This window comes from Daejeonella sp. (genome assembly GCF_044342615.1).
GTDB lineage: Bacteria > Bacteroidota > Bacteroidia > Sphingobacteriales > Sphingobacteriaceae > Daejeonella.
Genome location: NZ_JBIIPN010000036.1, coordinates 1 through 21,638, shown reverse-complemented (window position 1 = coordinate 21,638; position 21,638 = coordinate 1). Strand labels below are relative to the sequence as shown.

Annotated in this window: 20 protein-coding genes; 13 read left to right on the top strand and 7 right to left on the bottom strand. The window is 36.3% G+C overall.

Annotated features, from left to right (window positions below; all coding sequences use genetic code 11):
- From ACIQ0D_RS04990 to ACIQ0D_RS04970, 5 genes are all read left to right on the top strand, one after another.
- The coding region (locus ACIQ0D_RS04990; RefSeq protein ID WP_395803460.1) for a hypothetical protein at positions 1 to 401 on the top strand (401 nt) is incomplete at its 5' end.
- A 136-nt stretch (positions 402 to 537) separates the two neighbouring features.
- Entirely contained in the window at positions 538 to 1,002 is a 465-nt protein-coding gene (gene rimP / locus ACIQ0D_RS04985) for a ribosome assembly cofactor RimP (RefSeq protein ID WP_395803459.1), read from the top strand.
- A gap of 33 nt (positions 1,003 to 1,035) precedes the next feature.
- Positions 1,036 to 2,271: a transcription termination factor NusA gene (gene nusA, locus ACIQ0D_RS04980; protein WP_395803458.1), complete on the top strand. Its 1,236-nt coding sequence runs from the start codon at positions 1,036 to 1,038 to the stop codon at positions 2,269 to 2,271.
- 115 nt (positions 2,272 to 2,386) lie between these two features.
- Positions 2,387 to 5,380, top strand: coding sequence for a translation initiation factor IF-2 (infB, locus tag ACIQ0D_RS04975; protein WP_395803457.1), 2,994 nt, complete (start codon positions 2,387 to 2,389; stop codon positions 5,378 to 5,380).
- A 54-nt stretch (positions 5,381 to 5,434) separates the two neighbouring features.
- Positions 5,435 to 6,268, top strand: a complete 834-nt coding sequence (locus ACIQ0D_RS04970) for an FkbM family methyltransferase (protein WP_395803456.1) — start codon at positions 5,435 to 5,437, stop codon at positions 6,266 to 6,268.
- A 32-nt stretch (positions 6,269 to 6,300) separates the two neighbouring features.
- On the opposite strand, the gene ACIQ0D_RS04965 is transcribed toward ACIQ0D_RS04970, so the two are convergent.
- The 4 genes from ACIQ0D_RS04965 to ACIQ0D_RS04950 are packed head-to-tail and all read right to left on the bottom strand — an operon-like array spanning position 6,301 to position 10,878.
- Complete coding sequence (locus tag ACIQ0D_RS04965) at positions 6,301 to 7,119, bottom strand: hypothetical protein (protein ID WP_395803455.1); 819 nt, start codon at positions 7,117 to 7,119, stop codon at positions 6,301 to 6,303.
- The gene (locus ACIQ0D_RS04960) at positions 7,119 to 8,954 is read right to left on the bottom strand and encodes an ABC transporter ATP-binding protein (protein WP_395803454.1); all 1,836 of its coding nucleotides are present in this window, start codon (positions 8,952 to 8,954) and stop codon (positions 7,119 to 7,121) included. Before ACIQ0D_RS04960 ends, ACIQ0D_RS04965 begins: the two co-directional genes overlap by 1 nt.
- A 41-nt stretch (positions 8,955 to 8,995) precedes the next feature.
- Positions 8,996 to 10,003 carry a glycosyltransferase family 2 protein gene (locus ACIQ0D_RS04955; protein ID WP_395803453.1) on the bottom strand — a complete coding sequence of 336 codons (1,008 nt, stop codon included), beginning with the start codon at positions 10,001 to 10,003 and terminating at the stop codon, positions 8,996 to 8,998.
- Positions 10,003 to 10,878 carry a glycosyltransferase family 2 protein gene (locus ACIQ0D_RS04950; RefSeq protein WP_395803452.1) on the bottom strand — a complete coding sequence of 292 codons (876 nt, stop codon included), beginning with the start codon at positions 10,876 to 10,878 and terminating at the stop codon, positions 10,003 to 10,005. Before ACIQ0D_RS04950 ends, ACIQ0D_RS04955 begins: the two co-directional genes overlap by 1 nt.
- Positions 10,879 to 10,971: 93 nt before the next feature.
- On the opposite strand from ACIQ0D_RS04950, the gene meaB reads away from it, so the two are divergent.
- Complete coding sequence (gene meaB / locus ACIQ0D_RS04945; protein WP_395803451.1) at positions 10,972 to 11,874, top strand: methylmalonyl Co-A mutase-associated GTPase MeaB; 903 nt, start codon at positions 10,972 to 10,974, stop codon at positions 11,872 to 11,874.
- Here meaB and ACIQ0D_RS04940 read toward each other — a convergent pair.
- Positions 11,861 to 13,150: an aminopeptidase P family protein gene (locus tag ACIQ0D_RS04940; RefSeq protein WP_395803450.1), complete on the bottom strand. Its 1,290-nt coding sequence runs from the start codon at positions 13,148 to 13,150 to the stop codon at positions 11,861 to 11,863. The genes meaB and ACIQ0D_RS04940 overlap by 14 nt on opposite strands.
- 164 nt (positions 13,151 to 13,314) lie before the next feature.
- Here ACIQ0D_RS04940 and ACIQ0D_RS04935 point away from each other — a divergent pair, with 164 nt between their 5' ends.
- The 7 genes from ACIQ0D_RS04935 (at position 13,315) to ACIQ0D_RS04905 (ending at position 21,090) form a co-directional block, all read left to right on the top strand.
- Positions 13,315 to 14,691, top strand: coding sequence for an OmpA family protein (locus tag ACIQ0D_RS04935; protein ID WP_395803449.1), 1,377 nt, complete (start codon positions 13,315 to 13,317; stop codon positions 14,689 to 14,691).
- 79 nt (positions 14,692 to 14,770) lie between these two features.
- On the top strand, positions 14,771 to 14,908 hold the full coding sequence (locus ACIQ0D_RS04930; protein WP_363245344.1) for a DUF6728 family protein: 138 nt from the start codon (positions 14,771 to 14,773) through the stop codon (positions 14,906 to 14,908).
- A gap of 43 nt (positions 14,909 to 14,951) precedes the next feature.
- Complete coding sequence (locus tag ACIQ0D_RS04925; RefSeq protein WP_291403957.1) at positions 14,952 to 15,332, top strand: RidA family protein; 381 nt, start codon at positions 14,952 to 14,954, stop codon at positions 15,330 to 15,332.
- A gap of 2 nt (positions 15,333 to 15,334) precedes the next feature.
- Positions 15,335 to 16,264, top strand: a complete 930-nt coding sequence (locus ACIQ0D_RS04920) for an EamA family transporter (RefSeq protein ID WP_395803448.1) — start codon at positions 15,335 to 15,337, stop codon at positions 16,262 to 16,264.
- A gap of 5 nt (positions 16,265 to 16,269) precedes the next feature.
- Complete coding sequence (gene recG, locus ACIQ0D_RS04915; RefSeq protein WP_395803447.1) at positions 16,270 to 18,375, top strand: ATP-dependent DNA helicase RecG; 2,106 nt, start codon at positions 16,270 to 16,272, stop codon at positions 18,373 to 18,375.
- A 33-nt stretch (positions 18,376 to 18,408) separates the two neighbouring features.
- Complete coding sequence (locus ACIQ0D_RS04910; RefSeq protein WP_395803446.1) at positions 18,409 to 19,788, top strand: M20/M25/M40 family metallo-hydrolase; 1,380 nt, start codon at positions 18,409 to 18,411, stop codon at positions 19,786 to 19,788.
- A 15-nt stretch (positions 19,789 to 19,803) separates the two neighbouring features.
- On the top strand, positions 19,804 to 21,090 hold the full coding sequence (locus ACIQ0D_RS04905; protein ID WP_395803445.1) for an MFS transporter: 1,287 nt from the start codon (positions 19,804 to 19,806) through the stop codon (positions 21,088 to 21,090).
- Here the strand turns inward: ACIQ0D_RS04905 and ACIQ0D_RS04900 are convergent.
- Together ACIQ0D_RS04900 and ACIQ0D_RS04895 are read right to left on the bottom strand one after the other, a co-directional pair.
- Entirely contained in the window at positions 21,087 to 21,299 is a 213-nt protein-coding gene (locus ACIQ0D_RS04900) for a PLDc N-terminal domain-containing protein (protein ID WP_395803444.1), read from the bottom strand. The two genes, ACIQ0D_RS04905 and ACIQ0D_RS04900, sit on opposite strands and share 4 nt — an antisense overlap.
- On the bottom strand, positions 21,296 to 21,520 hold the full coding sequence (locus ACIQ0D_RS04895) for a PLDc N-terminal domain-containing protein (protein ID WP_395803117.1): 225 nt from the start codon (positions 21,518 to 21,520) through the stop codon (positions 21,296 to 21,298). Before ACIQ0D_RS04895 ends, ACIQ0D_RS04900 begins: the two co-directional genes overlap by 4 nt.
- Between the last annotated feature and the right edge of the window lie 118 nt (positions 21,521 to 21,638).

Sequence of the window (21,638 nt, the reverse complement as noted above, 5' to 3'; positions counted from 1 at the left end):
CTTGTAGCCAAGGAAAATCAACTATTGAAGCAGGAAGTGATATAAAAATACGCCTTTCGGCGGATAGTACAGAATTGATATTGTCTAATATTCCGTCTTACATACTAGATGAATTTAGAGAAGATTCGCTTGATAATAATCTATGGACTAATTTCTTTGCAGTTTATAAAGATACCAGCGATCTAGAAATGAGAGATTATCAATCGGCATTAGAAGGTACATACGCTATTACCGATAGCTCTATCACCTTTAAGCCTAAATTGGCTTGGAGTTCAGATAATTTTTATTTTGCTAGGTGTTATACCAAAACACTTCTAAGAAAGCCAGAAGATATCATTTCTCAGCGAACTATAAATCCGAGTGGCGACTTTATTGAATTTAAATTTAGTGCCCTTAAATAATATAAATGTATTGAAATCAGCTATTTGCAATGCAAAATATTTTTTCTATATTTGCATCAATCTAAGAGGAGCTCCGCCATTGTCGGGGCTCTTTTTTTACCTTCCTTTTTCAAAAAGGATTAAAAAAGGGTAATTTATGAATGTAGAGAAGAGAGTTACAGAATTAGTTGAAGAGAAAATTGCAGATCGTCCAGATTTATTTTTGGTGGATGTGCAGATGCATGGTAGCGGAATTTTGTCTATTTTAGTTGATGGCGACAATGGTGTTGCAATTAGTGATTGTGTTGCAATTAGCAGGCATGTTGGTTTTCATCTTGAAGAGGAAAATGCAATTGAACAAGCATATAGGCTTGAAGTTTCTTCTCCAGGAATAGATACCCCACTTAAATCATTTCGTCAGTTCCAGAAAAATATAAACCGTTCTTTAAAAATTAAGTTAAAGAGTGGTAATGTAAAGGAAGGCAAATTGATGCAGGTTGAGGAATCTTCAGTTACCATCCAAGAAAGTGTAAAGGAAAAGGGTAAAAAGGCTGCAATAATAGAGACTTTAATACCTTTTGAAGATATATCAGAAGCGATAGTTTTAGTAAGTTTTAAATAACGTTCCGTACAAAGGGGCAAATTGAATAGAAAAATGAGCAATATTAATTTAATCGATTCATTCCAGGAGTTTAAAGACTTTAAGAATATTGACCGTCCTACGGTTATTAGTGTGTTAGAAGAGGTTTTCCGCAGTATGTTGCGTAAAAGGTATGGCACCGACGAGAATTGTGATGTGATCGTTAACCCGGATAATGGGGATTTGGAGATTTGGCGTACACGTACCGTAATGGAAGATGGATTTTCTGAGGATGATGATTTAGAAATCGAATTGGCTGAGGTTAAGCTTATTGATCCTGATTTGGAGATTGGTGACGATTTTATTGAGCAAATTACATTGGAGAGTTTCGGTCGTAGAGCTATTCTTGCGGCACGTCAAACCCTAGTTTCTAAAATTCTTGAACTAGAAAAAGATGAGATTTTCAAAAAATATAAGGATCGTGTTGGAGAAATAGTAACTGGCGAGGTTTACCAAGTATGGAAAAAAGAAACTTTGGTTCTTGATGATGAAGGTAATGAGCTTTTATTGCCTAAGACCGAGCAAATTCCAGCAGATTATTTCAAAAAAGGAGATTCTGTTCGTGCGGTAATTGAGAAGGTTGAAATGATTAACGGCAATCCAAAAATTATTATTTCTCGTACTGCTCCTGATTTTTTACAACGTTTATTTGAATTAGAAGTTCCTGAGATTTTTGATGGATTAATTACCATTAAGAAAATTGTTCGTGAGCCGGGAGAGAGAGCAAAAGTTGCTGTTGAATCATATGATGATAGAATCGATCCAGTAGGAGCTTGTGTTGGAATGAAAGGATCTCGAATTCATGGCATTGTACGTGAACTAAAGAATGAAAATATCGACGTAATAAACTTTACTAATAATATTTCCTTGTATATTCAAAGAGCTTTAAGCCCTGCAAAAATTACAAGCATCAAATTAGATGAAGAAGAAAAGAGAGCAGCGGTATATTTAAAACCAGATCAGGTTTCATTAGCAATTGGTCGTGGTGGTCATAACATTAAATTGGCAGGAAAGTTGACTGGTTATGAAATTGATGTGTACCGTGAGGCGCATGAAGATGATGAGGATGTAGATATCGAGGAATTTTCAGATGAAATTGAAGGATGGATTATCGATGAATTTAAGCGTGTTGGACTAGATACTGCGAAATCAATTCTTGCTTTAAATGCGGATGAATTGGTAAAACGTACGGATCTTGAAGAAACAACAGTGAAGGATGTAATCGAGATTCTGAAGTCAGAATTCGAATAAGTTATTTGTTCGGGATATTTGCAAAAAGAGCGGGTATTGAGAAAATACCCGATTCTAAAACATATAACATATAAAAATTGTACTTTTGTACAAAAATAGCGAGGTTAAATAATAAATGTCAGAAGGTAAAAGCACAAATTTACTTAAAACTGCGAAGGAGTTAAACATTGGTTTATCTACAGCGGTTGAGTTTTTAGGGAAAAAAGGTTTCAAGGTTGAAGCCCGTCCCAATACTAAACTCACCGATGAGATGTACGATGTACTTCTTAAGGAGTATCAAGGTGATAAGATTGTAAAAGAGGAAGCCAAACAAATTGTAATTGGCAAGATCCGTCGTGATGATGCGCCTCTTTCTACTGAGAAGACTGATTTACAGCCTTCCAAGGAGTTTGAACAGGAAGAAATCCTGATCAAAAATGTAAATTCTTTCACTCCGCCTGCGGTTGAAAAGCCGAAGGAGGTTGCTCCAGTTGCGCCAAAGCCGGAAGAAGGAGCTTTGCCTGGTGTTAAGGTTATTGGTAAGATTGATTTAAATCAGCTTAACTCAAAAACTCGTCCAGATAAGAAAAGTCCGGAGCCTGCAAAACCCGCAGAAGCTCCTGTGCCAAAGCCTGAGCCTATCGCCGAAGCACCTGTTAAGGCAGAACCTGTAGTTGAAAAGCCTAAAGAAGCTGATATTGCCCCGCCTGCTAAGGTTGAAGCTGCTCCAAAAGCAGAGTCTACTGAGGCTCCAAAAGCTCCTGAAAAGGTTGAACCTGTTGTGGCAAGTCCAGTTGAGTCTGCCTCTTCAGTTCCCCCTGTTCAAGAAAAACAAGAAAATAAACCAAATACGCAAGAGGGTAATCCTAATGCGACAGTTATACGCGCTAAAGCTGAGCGTTTAAGCGGACCAAATGTTATCGGGCGTATTGATTTGCCGGTCTCAGCACCACGTCGTGGTCAGCCGGTGGCTTCATCTTCTGCAGCTGGTGCCGACAATAAGCGTAAGCGTAAGCGTAAAGATAATGCTCCCGGACAAGCGGGGCAGGCTGGTCAAGGTCAGCCAGGATCTGCTCCTCGTCCGGCACCTGGTGCAGGATATCAAGGCAATCGCCCTGATTTTAGAGGTGGTGGCAGACCAGCACCCGGTGGAGGAGGTTCACGACCAGATTTCAGAAATAAGTCGCGTACCCCTGATGCACCAAAGGCAGAACCTACAGATAAAGAAATTCAAGATCAGATTAAAGCAACACTTGCTCGTTTAAGTGGTGCTGGAAAATCTGGAAAGTTTGCTCAACGTGCTAAATTACGCCGTCAGAAGCGTGATGATGTAGCTCAAACCGCAGAAGATGCGGCAATGGAGCTTGAGGCACAGGCAAAAACTATCAAGGTTACTGAGTTTGTAACAGCCAATGAATTGGCACTTATGCTTGATGTTCCAGTAACTCAGATTATCTCTACATGTATGAGTTTGGGTATGTTCGTATCCATCAACCAACGATTGGATGCAGAAACTCTTACCATTGTAGCTGATGAGTTTGGACATGAGGTTGAATTCGTAAAACCTGAAGATGAGGAAAGTGGTTTATTGGAAGAAGAAGATAAGCCGGAAGATTTATTGCCAAGAGCGCCAATTGTTACTGTAATGGGTCACGTGGATCATGGTAAAACTTCCCTTCTCGACTTTGTACGTAAAACCAACGTAATTGCTGGTGAGGCAGGTGGAATTACACAACACATTGGTGCTTATGAAGTTACCCTTGAAAATGAACGTAAAATAACATTCTTAGATACTCCAGGTCACGAAGCCTTTACAGCGATGCGTGCTAGGGGAGCTAAAGTTACCGATATTGCAATTATTGTTATTGCGGCAGACGATAGCGTGATGCCTCAAACGCGTGAAGCTATTAATCACGCTCAAGCAGCAAATGTGCCAATCGTATTTGCATTTAGTAAGGTTGATAAACCTGGCGCTAATGCGGATAAAATTCGTGAACAACTTTCAGCCATGAATATTTTGGTTGAAGATTGGGGTGGAAAGTATCAAAGTCAGGAGATTTCTGGTAAAACTGGTATGGGCATCGATTTATTACTTGAAAAAGTATGTCTTGAAGCCGATATGTTAGAACTTACTGCAAATCCTAAAAAGCGTGCTATAGGTACAGTTATTGAAGCTGCTTTAGATAAAGGGCGTGGTATTGTTACTACTGTACTAATCCAAGCAGGAACTTTAAGAGTTGGTGATGCTATACTTGCTGGTGGTTATAGTGGGAAAGTAAAAGCTTTACACAATGAACGTGGTGTTAAGGTTGATCAGGCTGGCCCATCTACTCCTGTTCAAGTACTTGGTATGCAAGGCGCACCAACATCAGGTGATAAATTTAACGTGATGGAAAGCGAAGTAGAAGCACGTCAGGTAGCAAATAAGAGATTACAACTACAACGTGAGCAAGGATTGCGTACGCAGAAACATATTACCCTTGATGAAATTGGTCGTCGTTTAGCAATTGGAAACTTTAAGGAGTTAAATGTGATTGTTAAAGGTGATGTGGATGGTTCAATTGAAGCATTATCCGATTCATTATTGAAGCTTTCTACCGAACAGATTCAGGTTAATATTATACATAAGTCTGTGGGACAAATTTCCGAGTCTGATGTATTGCTTGCTTCAGCTTCTGATGCAATCATCATCGGTTTCCAAGTTCGTCCTTCTGCAAGTGCCCGTAAATTGGCTGAAGCTGAGCAGATTGATATTCGTCTTTATTCTATCATTTACGATGCTATTAATGAGGTTAAAGCAGCTATGGAAGGCATGCTTGACCCTGAATTTGAGGAGAAAATTACTTCAAACGTTGAAATACGTGAAGTATTCAAAATCACCAAAGTGGGTACCATCGCAGGATGTATGGTATTAGATGGAAAGATCACTAGAAACAGCAAAGTACGTATCATTCGTGATGGTGTTGTTGTTTATACCGGAGAATTAGCTTCATTAAAACGTTTCAAAGATGACGTGAAGGAAGTTGCTACTGGTTATGAGTGTGGTTTAAATATTCAAAACTTCAATAATATTGAGGTGGGTGATATCGTTGAATCATACGAACAAGTTGAAGTGAAGAGAAAATTATAATTTCACTAATAAAAACAAAAAAGCGATCTTTTGATCGCTTTTTTGTTTCAGTGAATGTTGAACAATCATATTGTATCAATTGTGGGCTTAAGGAAAGAATTCAGAAGACTTAAAAGACGCATAAGTTCAATCTTAAATGCGAATGATATTAATCTCGAATTAGGGCGTATTGCTGATTATAAGCACCTTACTGCGGGCTATGCACATGTATTTGATAAGCCTTTTAAATTTCACCACGGACCAAGTTTTGTAGATTCATATCGCGAAATTTTTGAAACAGAAATTTATCAATTCAAACCTTCAGGAACTTCTAAAATAATTCTTGATTGTGGTGCAAACATGGGCTTGAGTGTACTATATTTCTCAATTCATTACCCTGACCATCACATTATTGCATTTGAGCCAGATGCTGAAATATTTTCAATTCTAGAGGAGAATGTTAAGACCTTTGGATTAAAAAATATCACTTTGCATCAGAAGGCTGTCTGGACCAAAACAGAAAACCTGAAGTTCTATACCGATGGCGGAATGGGAGGGCGTGTAGGCAATGAATATGCCCATCAGGAACCTAAAATTGTAGAGGCAGTACCACTTTTAGATTTCCTCACAGAAGATGTTGATTTTCTTAAAATCGATATTGAAGGAGCTGAAGATACTGTGTTGAAATATTGCGGTAAAAGTCTTCAAAATGCTAATCATATTTTTTTCGAGTACCATAATAATGTGAATTCAAAGCAAACCCTGCATGAGCTTCTTGCCCTGGTAGAAAGTTTGGGTTTCTATTATTATGTAAAGGAATCAGAAGTTAGAAAACATCCTTTTATTGATCAGCATCTTATTTGTGAGACATTCAATATGGCACTGAATGTTTTTTGTTATAAAGTTTAATCAAAAAGATAAATTTAGCAATGTAAAGCAAGCTATTTTTTAGGTTGATATCCTTTTTTTGGTCTAAAGAGCTTGTAGTATTGTCTCACTAAGAACATGATGAGGCTTGAGTTAAACAAATAAAAGCCCATACTATTCCCAGAAAGATACATTCTTGTAATGGTTGTAGACATAAATCGTCCTCTAAATGCCCGGCGGTATTTCTTCATCAATTCAGTTCTTAATTTATAAAAACTGTGATCAACATTCCCATCACTTTTATGGGTAAGATTAAAATCAATGATATAAGCATTAAACCCAAGAGTTTCAGCAATCAGGCATATATCTGTACCGTATAAATGAAAGCCCTCAAGATCATTTGATAAAGATAGGTTCGCTTCATTTTTTACCAAAATAAAATTCTCATCTACACTATGAGCTTTAAGCGGTAAATGTTTCTCAAATAAGATATTTCCAGAGTTTTGGGTTAGATGCATTGCAAGATGCTTTAGATTGATACCCCCCGCATTAGCCAAAATTGCCCAATTAGGATCTATAACATCCATTTCCCCTATTCTTAATTCCAGATTGTTAATCCGATGATCATGTAATAAGATGTCTTGGTGACATAAAATAATATATTTCCCTTTTGCTTCACGTAGAAATCTATTCAATCCGGCAAATGCTCCAAATACATTTGTTTCGCTATTATCGATGCATAAGTATTCGCAAAATTCAGGATCAAAGCCAGCAATCAAAAATGAATTTACCATTTCCTGATACTCATCGGGCTTTGATACCAGCGTACATATAGAGAACCTAAACGCGAATTCCTCTTCCTTAATAATGTTTTTTATGAAATTATAGCTCATCAATCATTAAACGTTTGCATTGAAATCAATTTTTTATAAAGTCCATTCATTTTTATTAGGTCATTATGGCTTCCTTTTTCTTCAATCCTACCACTTTCTAATACAATAATTTGATCGGCTTCTTGAATGGTACTCAAACGGTGTGCAATAACTATAGAAGTACGATTTTCCATTAGTTTTTTTAGGGCACTTTGGACTAATTTTTCTGATTCAGTATCCAAGGCCGAAGTGGCTTCATCCAATAGCAAAATGGGTGGGTTAGCTAATACAGCTCTCGCAATGCTAATTCTTTGTTTTTGCCCGCCCGAAAGTTTCATTCCTCGATCACCAATATTTGTTTGATAGCCCTCGGATGTTTCAATGATGAATTCATGCGCATTTGCAATTTTGGCAGCCTCAATTACTTCATCATTTGTAAAAGGTCTTCCAAAAGCAATATTATTAAAGATGCTGTCATTAAAAAGTATAGGCTCTTGATTAACAATACCCATCAATGCTCTCACATCATGCATTTTAATATCTTTAATATCAGTTCCATCAATGGCTATCTCACCTGAGGCAGGATCCATAAACCTTGGTAGTAGATCCATTAGGGTAGTCTTTCCTCCACCCGAAGGGCCAACCAATGCTACTGTACTGCCTTTTGTGATTGTGATGTTAATTTGGTTTAAAACATCCTTTTCGCCATAAGCAAAACAGACATTTTTAAACTCAATACAGTCATCAAATGTATTTTTTGCAATAGCGTTCGGCTTATTGAATATTTTCTCTGGCGTGTCTAACAATTGGAATACCCTCTCGCCTGCTGATATTCCCTGAGAGATATTTCCAAAAGCCTCTGAAATAGCTTTTGCAGGGTTAATTATTTGAGAAAATATGATGATATACCCTATAAATTCAGCTCCTCGTAAGTCAGATCCCTCTTCGAGAATTAGGGTTCCTCCATAAAATAGAAGTGCTGCTACCGTACTTACACCCAATATCTCTGAAACTGGAGAGGCCAAAAGTACACGTCTTGCTAATCTTCTATGTATCTTACTAGTCCACATGTTAATTGCATTGAACTTCTCCTGTATGTATTTTTCGGCATTAAAAGATTTAATAATTTTTACACCGTTTAAACCCTCATCAATACTTGAAACTAATACTCCTACCGACTCTTGAGCCGCTGTTGCATGTTTTCTTAATCGTTTAATGATTATGGAAATAAGCAATCCTGAAACTGGAATTAGTACTAATGCAAAAAATGTTAATTCAGATGAAATTGAAAATAGAACTGCGAAATTTAAAATAATAGCAATGGGCTCGCGTAAAATAACTTGTACGGATCTTATAATTGAGTCTTGAATCGTTATTACGTCGGCAATAAATCTTGAGATCAAATCACCCTTCCGCTGACTACTAAAAAAATGAAGATCAATATTCGTTAGCTTTTTAAATATGCTACTGCGTATTCGGGTTACAATCATTAATCTGAAATTTTCAATTACCCTTGCTGATAAATATTTAAATAGGTTACTTAATAAAATAGAAAGGACAATTGCAATGCTTACCATTTTTAAGGCTCCAACCTTACCCGAACTATTAATAATTTCCTGAAAATAATAATAGAATAAGTTTTTAAAATAAGTAATACTTAAATTAAAGGAAGGGATAGCGTTAAGATTTTGTAATTGTTTTTCACCTGTTTGATTGAATAAAAGTTCAAAAACAGGGATTAATAGTGTGAAATTAATTAAGCCGAATACGATTCCTAAAACCGACAACAAAAAAAATGGAATTGCAAATCTTTGAATTGGTGCCGCAAATGAGAAAAGTCGAAAAAAGGTCTTCATAAATTGTATTATGAAGCAAAGTTAATCATTTTGAAAGATATCTAATTTCGACCCTTAATGATTGTTTGTCCGGCCAACATTTTATTCATTTTAGTGATAACTTCCTCAATGCTTATCCCATATTGCTGTTCGGCAATTAATTCGTTCATTTTTTTTCTTGAATCAATAATATTTTTTGAGCTATTTAAAAACATGGCAAAGCTTTTATAGAAATAAAATTTTAGGCCAAGCCACATAAAGAGTAAATCAAAAACAGTAATTTGAATTAGCCAAAAAAACAATTTGCTTTTACTTAAGTGAATGGCATGAACAAACATTCTGTTCCTAAAAAAGATAGCTTTTACCCAATTTCGTGTACGATAGTTTTTTGTGGTAGAAGAGTGGTCATGAATACAGTAAGAGTTAGGATCATAATAACATTTCCAACCAAGCCTCCAAGCTCTTAGTCCTAATTCAAAATCCTCACAATAAAAAGGCGAAAAAATTTCATCAAAACCTCCTATTTGTTTAATTTTTTTAGCGTCGACTAATGCATTTGCACCTGATAAATATGCTGTAGGAGTAAGGAAATTCTCATCTTTAACATAAAAAAAATTATTGCTTTTGATTTTAAATCCTGAGTAGTTTAAATATCGCGCAGTATCTTGAACCTCTCCATTTTTAGCTCCAATAATTTTGCTCATTACACCAAAAGTATCTGCTAGTTCAAAATATTTAAACTGAGTTTCAAAAAAATCTGTATTTAATTCGATATCAGTATTAAGAAGCAAAATCAAGTCTTTTTCTGCTTGATTAATTCCTTTATTACATGACACAGAAAAGCCCTTATTTTGGGCATTAATTATTAAACGTATTTTCGGGTAGTTTTTCTCTAAAAATAAAACGGACTTGTCCTTTGAGCAATCATCTACTACGATAATTTCATAATTTACTTTTGCATTTTCTAAGGCCCCCACAACCGAGGGAAGGTTTCGTTTTAGTAGGTGTTCCCCATTATAGTTTGGTATGACTACAGATATGCTTTTCCTAACACTCGGGATTGCTGTCATTAAACAATTTTATAGTTTTTGTATTCTCCTATTCTCCATCCAAATAGGTCCTCTATTCTCTGTAAAATGCGTCGCCTCAAGCTCATTTTCTTTTTTAATAGTGTCGGATCTACTTGAAATGTCCAATTGCTATGCTCAATTCTCTTTTGCATAACACTAGGATGGCTACCCGTAAATTTGATTAAACGGTCGGCATTGCCATATTCAAACTCTTGATTTACAGGAAGATTTTCTTGTATCCAACTATCTTCATGGTAAAACTTATTGAAATTGCGAACTTTATTATCTAAACCTGTAGGTGCTTGAACCCAACCATAATGATAAATATAGGCATCAAGTGCTTTAACCTTTAATTTACGATTGTTTTTTCTAAAACCTTGTGCATCTCGATAAGAGTGTACTTGAGGGTCAAATTTTAATACCCTAACTTCATTTCTATACCAACGTCTGGAAGAGGCCACAAAATCATAGGAACCATAAAAGTGCATGTATTTGAATAATAAAGCTTCTACATTTTTATTGTTCAAATGGTCATTCATTGCTTTCTTTATCTCGGGGAGGTAATCTTCATGTACGCATTCATCTCCTTGTATATAAAAAGCCCAATCGGTGTCTTTTGAAATAGCTGCATAAGCCTTATCTGTCTCCTGTGCAAATGTTTTTCCGCCTTCACGGACGCTTTCATCCCATACTGTGTGTATGATTTTTATCTTTGGTGAATCAATAGATTCGATTAATTCTAAAGTATTGTCAGTAGAATCACCAATGGCAATAACAAATTCATCACATATTGGTAAGATTGAAAGTATGGCCTGCACAATAGGATAGTCGTTTTTGACAGCATTTCGGATAAATGAGAAACCAGTAACTTTCATAAAAATAAAAATATGAGGCGAAGTTAATAAAAAAGCTTCTCTTGTATAATTTGCATCAATTGCATAATGAATTAAAAATAATTACTTTGTGCCATGGAGCTAAATAATCAGGATAACTCTATTTTAGTAAAAGACTTCAAAAAGATAGCTAGAAATTTAACAATAGTTGAAAACGATTTGTTAGGTTCAAAGGATCTTTTGAAAGGCCTTAAAACTTTAAATACCCCAGTTATTGGAATTACTGGTCCGCCAGGTGCCGGTAAAAGCACTCTAGTAAATGCCATGATTAATTATTTAAGTGCTCAGGGTAAAACGATTGCCGTGCTGGCCATTGATCCTACCTCACCATTTAATTTAGGCTCCTTACTTGGCGATCGGGTTCGAATGGCCGAACAGTTTAATAAACCAAATGTTTATATCCGTTCTTTAGCTACTAGGGGCTCACTTGGCGGATTATCAACTAAAACCATCGAAATGTGTGACGTGCTTAAGTCAGAAGGTTTTGATTTTATTTTAGTCGAAACGGTAGGAGTTGGTCAATCGGAGGTAGAAATTGCCGGACTTGCAGATATCAGCGTTGTTGTTCTTGTTCCGGAAGCAGGTGATGAAATTCAGAGCATGAAATCAGGTTTAATGGAGATTGCAGATATTTTTGTAGTTAATAAATCAGATCGCGATGGAGCTGAAACATTTGCTAATAATTTAAAGAAGCTAGTCCATCAGAAAACGGAGTTCATACCTGTAATTAACACTATTGCCGACAAATTGACAGGTATTGATGATTTAATGGCGGCCTTAGAAAATAAGAGTTTTAAGGATAATTCTCGTCGGACTTTCCTCTTGGCCGAAAAAGCCTGGAAGCTGATTCAACTTGAGAAAATGAAAAATATTAACAGGGTCAAACTTCAGGAAGAAATAATTCTTGCTTCAGCTGACCCTGCTTTTAATTTGTATCGTTTTGTAGATCAGATTCTGTATGAAACTAAGAATTCATAATCTCTTCAATTTCTTCTGCTTCAATAGGAATATTTGCCATTAAATCAATATTTCCATCTTTTGTGATTAAAATATCATTCTCAAGGCGTATACCTAAGCCTTCACTCTGAATATAAATACCTGGTTCACAAGTAAGTATATTGCCTACTTCAAATGATTTATATCTGCTAGCAAAATCATGTACATCTAATCCAAGATGATGGGAAGTGCCATGCATAAAATATTTTTTATAAAGAGGCATTTTACTGTCTTGTTTAGCAACATCATGCTTATCGAGTAAACCGAGCTTAATCAATTCATTTTCAACTATTTTGCCTACTTCAACATGGTAGTCGTTCCAAACAGTTCCTGCTAAAAGCATTTTTTTAGCTTCATTCATAATGTGTAGTACAGAATTGTAAACATCTTTTTGGCGTTTTGTGAAACGGCCGTTTACAGGTACCGAGCGACTTAAATCTGCGTTGTAGTTGGCATATTCTGCTCCGAAATCGAACAGAATTACCTCACCATCTTTACAAATTTGGTTATTATCGTTGTAGTGAAGAATGTTTGCATTTTTACCAGACGCAATAATTGGGTTATAAGCATGCCCAGTTGCTCTTTGGCGTATAAATTCATGAATTATTTCAGCCTCAATTTCATATTCAGCAACACCAGGTTTCACAAATTTTAACACACGTCTAAATGCATCATTGGTTATATCGCAGGCTTTTTGCGTCAATGCTATTTCAATATCGGATTTTATAGGTCTTAAATCACGTAAAATTAGAGCTGAACGCTCATATCGATGTAAAGGATAAAGATTTTTTAGTTTTTCAATAAATCTGATGTCACGATAAGGTACTTCATGTACATATCGGTCATTTTCGTTGGTATTGAGGTAAATATTGTCAGCATAATTGATAATTGAATGTAAAATACTCCAAAAATCACTTAGCCAAAAAATATTTTCTATTCCTGAAACTGTTTTAGCCTCTTGAATTGTAAGTTTATGTCCTTCCCAAACTGCAATATGCTCGTTTGTTTGTCTCAAAAATAATACTTCGCGATAAATTGGATTTGGGCAATCAGGGAATAAAATTAAAATGCTTTGCTCCTGATCAATGCCACTTAAGTAGAATAAATCAGGGTTTTGCTTGAAGGTAAAAGGCTGATCTCCACTTCTAGGAAACTCATCTCCCGACTGAAATATAGCTATAGAGCTCTTAGGAAGTCGTTTTGTGAAATTTTGGCGGTTTAATTCAAAAAGTTGCTTATCTATCTGAGAATATTTCATATTTGTAACATTTTTAATCCTTGAACAAAAAAACTTGCACTTTGTGCCTTTTTATTCGACAATATTTTTTTTGGAATAGTATTTGATTATTTGCACAAGTCAAACTTATGACTATTTTTGTATAAATTACACTAATGATTTTGTTAACCTTTAAAAAATTAATTATGAATTACTCTACATTAAAGAAGACCTTCGTGTTTTCATTAGTAGCGCTATTGGCCCTCGTAGAGGTTTCCAATGCTCAAACCGCTACGAACTCAACTGCCAAGGTATTTGGTGGAAGAGGACAGTACAGAACTTGGAACTTCGGTATTAACGCCGGAATTTTAGCTCCGCACGTAGTAGTTGGTGGTACCAACGATTACAATAAATCAAATTTCAATTTAGGATATGGTTTAAGCTTACGTAAGCAATTAGGTCATTCTTTTGGTTTAGAGCTTGCTGGAGTACGTGGTAAATTATCAGGAGAAAATGATGCAACTGTTGCACCTCTTCCTTCTGGAAGCAGAAATTCATTCGAAACTGACTTAGCCCTTGCAGCATCATTGTCAGCAGTAGTTAATGTTGCAACAATTGACTTCTTACAAAGAGAAAATGCAATTAACTTCACTGCAAAAGTTGGTTATGGAACTTCAAGATACGCTCCGAGAGCTCCTTTCGATTGGAAAGATAAAGCTGGTGAGTTTGATGGAACTGGAACTAATAAATATGTTAAAGAGCAATTTATTCCTGTTGGTGCAGGTGTAAAGTTCAAAGTTTCTGAGCGTGTTAACTTCGACTTAGCTTATGTAATGAATTTTGTTGATGGTGATAACCTTGACGCAACTTATGCAAAAGGTACTTCTAAAGATAAATTTTCTTATACTTCAGCTGGTTTAGAATTCTCTTTGGGTTCTGTTTCAAAGCCGAACTTAGACTGGGTTAACCCTGTTGCTTTAATGTACGATGAATTAAAAGATCCTACATTGCGTAATGAGGTTGAGGCTTTAAAAGGTCGTGTTAGTGTATTAGAAGCTGCTGATTTATTAAAAGATTCTGATGGTGATGGTGTTGCTGATAAATTAGACAAATGTCCTAATACTCCAGCTGGTGTTAAAGTTGATGGTTCTGGTTGTCCATTAGATGTGGATGCTGACGGTGTGCCTGATTCAAAAGATGCTTGTCCTACTGTTAAAGGTACTGCTGCATTAAACGGATGCCCTGAAATTAGCGCTGGTTCTGCAATCGCTATCCAGTTCGAATTTAATTCTTCAGTTTTAAGAACTGCTGCTTATGCAACTTTAGATAAATTATCTGCTGACTTAAAAGCAAATTCTTCTTCTGTTCAATTAGATGGTCACGCTTCTGCTGAAGGTACTGATGAGTACAACATGTCATTATCAACAGATAGAGCTAATTCAGTAAAAACTTACTTAGTTAACTCTGGAATTGCTGCTAATAGAATTGCTGTAACTGGTTTTGGTGAAAGCCGTCCAGTTGCTTCAAATGCTACTGAAGCAGGTCGTTCACAGAATCGTCGTGTTGAGTTCAAACAACAATAAACAATATTGTATATAAGCAAATTGTAAAAAAGAGTCCCGATTTTTCGGGACTCTTTTTTTATTTAATAATTTTGACATTATGTATTTTTTCAGAAAAAAAGATCCCAATAGACCACAAAATTTCAATTTGAAGGTCATGCATATTATCAATACAATTGCTATCATCATGTTTTTGGCAGGTATTGTTTATAAGCTTATCGAGTGGTATGTTTTATAATTACTATTATTACTGTTAATTATTTCCTCAACATATAAATTGTATGAAATCTATTATCCAAACGGACAAAGCACCGGCACCAATCGGGCCTTATAGTCAGGCTGTTCAAGCTGGAAATATGCTCTTTATTTCAGGGCAAATAGCTATAGACCCCGCCACTAACCAATTAATCTCAGGCGGAATAAAAGAGGAAGCTAAGCAGGTAATGAATAACCTTGAAGCAGTCCTTAAAACAGCAGGTTTTTCTTTCGAGCACATAGTGAAAACTTCCATATTTCTAAGCGATATGAATCATTTTTCAGATGTAAACGAGATTTATGGCTCCTATTTCCATTCTGATTTTCCTGCACGAGAAACTGTAGCCGTACTTGGTTTACCTAAAAATGTGAATGTGGAAATCTCTGTAATCGCCGTAAAGGCATAAGTTTGAAGGAAGGAAGAATTAAATATTTTGTAGCCGCATTCTCTGCGGTAATAGTGTGGGGATTTTTCTCAATTCCCCTGCGTATGCTGCGCGATTATCCCGCAGATCAAATATTATACTATCGTATTTTTACTAGTTTAATTTTAACCTGGCTATACATTTTACTTTTCCGAAAAAAGCAAGTTAAATCCGACATAAAATATGTACAAGAGCAAGATAAATTTAGTCGTAAAAAAATACTTTGGCTTAACCTCCTCGCAGGATTATTAATAACAGGTAATTGGTTCACATTTATTTATGCCGTAAATAATGTTAATCTTAAATCGGCCGCCTTTGCCTATATGGTGTGTCCGCTAATAACCGCTATGGGAGGCTTCTTTATTTTGAAAGAAAAACTCACAAGCACTAAATTGCTTGCATTAGGATTAGCATCAATTAGTATTCTTGTACTAGCACAAGGTTCACTGATAGATGTGCTTTGGTCAATTTTAATTGCGGCACTTTATAGTTTCTATCTTATTATTCAGCGTGTTATTCACAGTATAGATAGATTTAATATGCTTGGTTTGCATCTGTTTATAGCCTCAGTTTTGATGATTCCATTTTTTATTTATGAGTTCCAAAGCTTTCCAACAGGTTTATCCTTTTGGCTAACAATTCTAGTAATTTCCATTTTCTTTACTATTATTCCGCTTTTCCTAAGTTTGTATGCTTTGATTGGGATGCCATCTTCTACTTTAGGAATAATTATTTATATAAACCCTATTGTTGCTTTTGCAGTGGCATTTTTCTATTTTCACGAAGGAATTAGTGTATCTCAGTTGTATTCTTATTCATTGTTACTTTTGGCAGTGATCGTCTTTAACTGGGTTACCCTCAAAGAAATGATAATTAAATTGCCGAGCAGAAATAAGCCGGTAACTAGCTCTTAAGCGGATTGGAAGACCAAATCTTAAAAACTCCTATTGAATATTTAAAGGGAATTGGCTCTCAATGTGCCGAAATCCTAAAGAAAGATCTTGGTGTTTTTAGGTATGAAAATCTTCTAGAACATTATCCTTTCAGATATATTGATCGTACGCGCTTTTATAAAATAAATGAGCTAAACCCTGATCTTCCAGCTGTTCAGATACTTGGTCGCATCGTTTCAAAAGAAATTGTTGGTGATAAACGGGTAAAAAGACTAGTCGCACGTTTTAAAGATGATACAGGAATAATGGAACTCGTTTGGTTTCAAAGTTTGCGCTGGATGGATAAAATTATTCAGCCAGGTTCTGTTTTTGTTGTTTTTGGGAAGCCAAGTCTCTTTAATGGACATTTTTCCATTTCCCATCCCGAATTAGAAGCTTACCAACCAAATGCAGTTAGTCAGGGTAATTTAACGTTACAGCCCGTTTATAGCTCAACCGAAAAACTGAAGCATTTTAACCTGGATACTAAGGGCATTCAGCGAGCCCAAGCGGCACTTATTGATCAATGCATTCATCAGATTACCGAAACATTGCCACCTTATCTTATGAAGAATCATAATTTAATAAGTAGGCAGAAAGCATTATACAATATTCATTTTCCGGAAAGTGTAGAGGCATTGAGGGAAGCTCAACGCAGACTCAAGTTTGAAGAACTTTTCTTCATTCAATTGAAACTTCTTAGGACTAAGGTGCTCCGGACTCAAAAATTTAAAGGTTCAATTTTTGAAAATGTAGGAACTAATTTCAATACATTTTATACTCAAAAATTACCTTTTGAACTAACTACTGCTCAAAAACGTGTAATAAAAGAAATCCGACAGGATACACAAAGAGGAGTACAAATGAACCGTTTGCTACAGGGCGATGTAGGTAGTGGTAAAACAGTAGTAGCGCTCATGATCATGTTATTAGCAATTGATAATGGTTATCAAGCTTGTATTATGGCCCCAACAGAGATTTTAGCTCAACAACATTACTCTTCAATTAAGGCCCTTCTAGGTGATAATTTTGTGAGCGTTGAAATACTTACTGGCTCAACCCCTAAAAAGGCAAGGCGTGGCTTGCATGAGCGCCTGGAGAGTGGTGAATTAAACATCATTGTTGGAACTCATGCTTTAATTGAGGATGCAGTCCAATTTCGTAATTTGGGGCTAGTAGTTATCGATGAGCAGCATCGTTTTGGTGTGGAGCAGCGAGCACGTCTTTGGCGGAAAAACATCATTCCTCCACATGTTTTGGTAATGACTGCTACTCCTATCCCACGTACGCTTGCCATGACCCTTTACGGGGATCTTGATATCTCCATAATAGATGAGCTCCCAGCAGGCCGAAAACCAATTAAAACTGTGCATTTATTTCATAGTCAGCGTTTGAGGATGTTTGGCTTTATGCGCGAAGAAATAGCCAAGGGTAGGCAAGTGTATATTGTTTATCCTCTCATTAAAGAGAGTGAAAAGCTTGATCTTTTATATCTTGAAGCGGGAATAGAGGCAATATCGAATGAGTTTCCTCTACCCGAATACCGAATTAGTATCGTACACGGTAAATTGGCTGCAAAGGATAAAGCGGCCGAAATGCAACGTTTTATTAAAGGTGAAACACAAATTATGGTGGCAACTACGGTCATTGAGGTAGGTGTGAATGTCCCCAATGCGAGTGTCATGATTATTGAAAATGCTGAACGATTTGGCTTATCACAATTACATCAATTGCGCGGACGTGTAGGGCGTGGGGCTGAACAATCTTTTTGTATTTTAATGTCGAGCTTGAAGCTTAGCGCTGACGCAAAAACACGTTTAGAAACGATGGTTCGTACCAACGATGGATTTGAAATTGCAGAAATAGATTTGCAACTTCGTGGACCAGGAAATATCGAAGGAACACAGCAAAGTGGTGTTCTTGACCTCAAATTGGCAGATCTTGCACTTGATCAACAATTGTTGGCTGAGGCTAGAAAAACTGTTATTGAAGTCCTTGAGAATGACCCAGACCTTATCAATGAAGAAAACCTTATCTTAAGAAAATATTTTGAGAAAAAATCAGGCGGTATAAGCTGGGATAAGATATCTTAAATATTATATGATTATTAAAACAATTCTATTACAATGAAATTTCTAAAAGCTCTATTTCCTGCTCTTTTTATTTGTTCAAGCTTGTTTGCGCAAAATCCTGATTCTATAATTATTCGTAAAATTTATGATGAAGCCTTAGAAAATGGGCATGCCTATAAAAATTTGGAGTTTCTGTGTAAGCAGATTGGTCCGCGACTTAGTGGCTCAGCTAATGCGCAAAAATCTGTCGACTGGACCAAAAAATTGATGGAAGATTATGGTTTTGACCGTGTTTATCTACAAGAATTAATGGTTCCTGTGTGGGAGCGTGGTGCAAAGGAAGAAGCATATATTTTAGATGGAAAGATTAAAATTCCTGTTCCAATTGCTGCCCTTGGCGGATCTATTGCTACTAGTGCAAAAGGAATTACTGCCCCAATTTTGGAGGTTCAAAACTTTGAAGAGCTTAAAGCTTTAGGTGCCGATATTGTAAAAGGCAAGATTATCTTTTTCAATCGCCCATTTGATCCTAAATTATTTAATACTTTTTCAGCTTATAGTGGAGCAGTAAATCAGCGCAGTCAGGGTGCTATTGAAGCCGCCAAGCTAGGTGCCGTAGCTGTTATCGTAAGGTCTATGTCTTCCGTAATCGACGATTTTCCTCATACTGGCGGAATGGTTTATCAAGATGGAGTTAACAAAATTCCCGGAGCAGCAATAAGTACTAAAGCCGCTGATCTGCTTAGTCAGAAATTAATGCAAAAAAAGTATCCTTCAGCTCAATTTTATTTCAAACAAAATTGCCGCACCTTACCTGATGCAGTTTCTTATAATGTTATTGGTGAGATTAAAGGTACAGTTGACCCCGAAGGAATTATTTCTGTTGGTGGGCATCTTGATTCATGGGATCTTGCTGAAGGTGCTCATGATGATGGTACAGGTGTCATGCAATCAGTAGAAGTTTTAAGAATTTTTAAACAACTGAACTTGAAGCCCAGACATACCATTAGAGCGGTCATGTTTATGAATGAGGAGAATGGTTTACGTGGGGGACTGAAATACGCTGAGATTGCAAAGCAAAATAAGGAAAAGCATATTGCCGCTTTAGAATCTGATGCGGGTGGTTATACACCTCGTGGTTTTAATGTTGAAAATGCTCCAAAATCATTAGCACATTTTTCTAAGTGGAAACCTCTTTTTGCCCCCTACCTTGTAGATGCTATAATTCCAGGGGGTGGCGGTGCTGATATCGGTCCGCTGAGAATTATGCCAGATGTGGTTCTAATTGGTTTTAGGCCAGATTCACAACGTTATTTTGATATCCACCATTCTAGCAATGATGTTTTCGAGAATGTGAATAGACGCGAATTGGAGCTCGGCGCTGCAGCCATGACATCTTTGATTTATCTCATTGATCAATATGGGACTAAATAAGAAGCAGAATAAATTTTGAGTTTAAATAAAGAAGTGATTGAGGCAAGAAACGTTCAAAAGGATCCTTATGTAGCAATGCGTTTCCCGGAGTTTCGCTCCTATATTGCCATGCGCTTCCTCTTCACCTTTGCCTATCAAATTCAGGCGGTAGTTGTTGGTTGGCATATTTATCAGCTGACAAAAGATCCTCTTTCTTTGGGTTTAATCGGACTTGCAGAAGCTATTCCCTCTATCACTGTAACCCTTTATGGGGGATATATTGCAGATAAATCGGACAAGAAAAAACTATTGGTATGGATTATTGCATCCATGTTATTTTGTTCTGCCATCCTAGCCATAGTTACAACCAATGATGTGCTCCAAGTAATTGGGCAAACATGGGTTATCTTAATCATGTATGGAATTATTTTTTGTGTCGGGATAGCGCGGGGCTTTTATTCGCCAACCGCTTTTGCATTAATGGCTCAAATTATTCCGAAAGAACACTATACAAATTCTTCAACTTGGAATAGTGGTAGTTGGCAAACAGCATCTATTATGGGTCCGGCAGTTGGTGGTTTACTCTATGCTTTTAGTGGAATTACAGCTTGCTTCATTGTAATTGTTAGTTTTATTGCACTTGCACTTGTTTGTATTAAATTTTTCGTAAAAAACTATCCTGCCACCTTTGTACCAAAGGAAAATATTTTTAAAAGCCTTTCGGAAGGGATTCGTTTTGTGTTTAAAAGCAAAATGATTTTAGGTGCCTTGAGTCTTGACATGTTCTCAGTATTTTTTGGGGGTGCTGTAGCCTTGATGCCTATTTTTGCACATGATATATTGAAAGTTGGGGCAGAAGGTCTAGGATTTATGAGAGCGGCCCCTGCTTTGGGTGCTGTAGTTACGATGTTTATTTTAGCAAAGTATCCACCCATGAATAAGCCTTGGCGGAATCTTTTGCTGGCTGTGGCTGGTTTTGGTATTTCAATAATATGCTTTGGTTTATCTAGAAATTTTTACCTGTCCCTTTTATTTCTATTTTTTGAGGGAGCATTTGATAGTGTTAGCGTTATCATACGCTCAACTATTTTGCAAATTCTTACTCCTGAAGAAATGCGTGGAAGGGTATCCGCGGTGAATGGAATATTTATCAACTCATCTAATGAAATTGGTGCTTTTGAGTCGGGAGCAACAGCAAGACTCATGGGAACTATTCCATCCGTACTTTTTGGTGGTAGTATGACACTTCTGATTGTCTTTTTTACTTATCTCAAAACAAAAAGATTAATCCCACTTAGTTTAAAACAAATAGAAAGGCATTAAAATTTATTGTTCCTGCCTACAAGTAGATAAATAATTGAACCTAAAACTGGTGCAAGTAGAATTACAATTAACCATAGTAATTTGGTGTTTGTTGGAAGTCGGCTTTTTAAGAGATCTAGTAATGTCACCACGATTAAAATGAACCAGATGATTCCTAATAAAAATCGTAATACACCACCCACGAATAGTAAAATTAATAATGTACTCATAGTGCTTTTTGTTTACGCCCCCATAGTAGATAGATTATTGCTCCTAAAAGTGGGGCCATTAGAATAAATAATATCCAAATGAGTTTACGATAATTGCTCATTTCCTTGGATTTTATGATATCAAATATTGAGAAAGGGATGACAAGAACTATCGAAATTGCTGTAAAGGCAATCAGTATTAACTCTAATATTCCAATATTATAAAATAAGAGGTTGGTCATTGCATTTTCTTTATTTTTTGATTTTTACCCATATTAAGATATAATGTTGTTCCTAATAAGGGAGCCATAACCACTATGGTGGACCAGAAAATCTTATCTTTCGGATTTTTAAATTCTG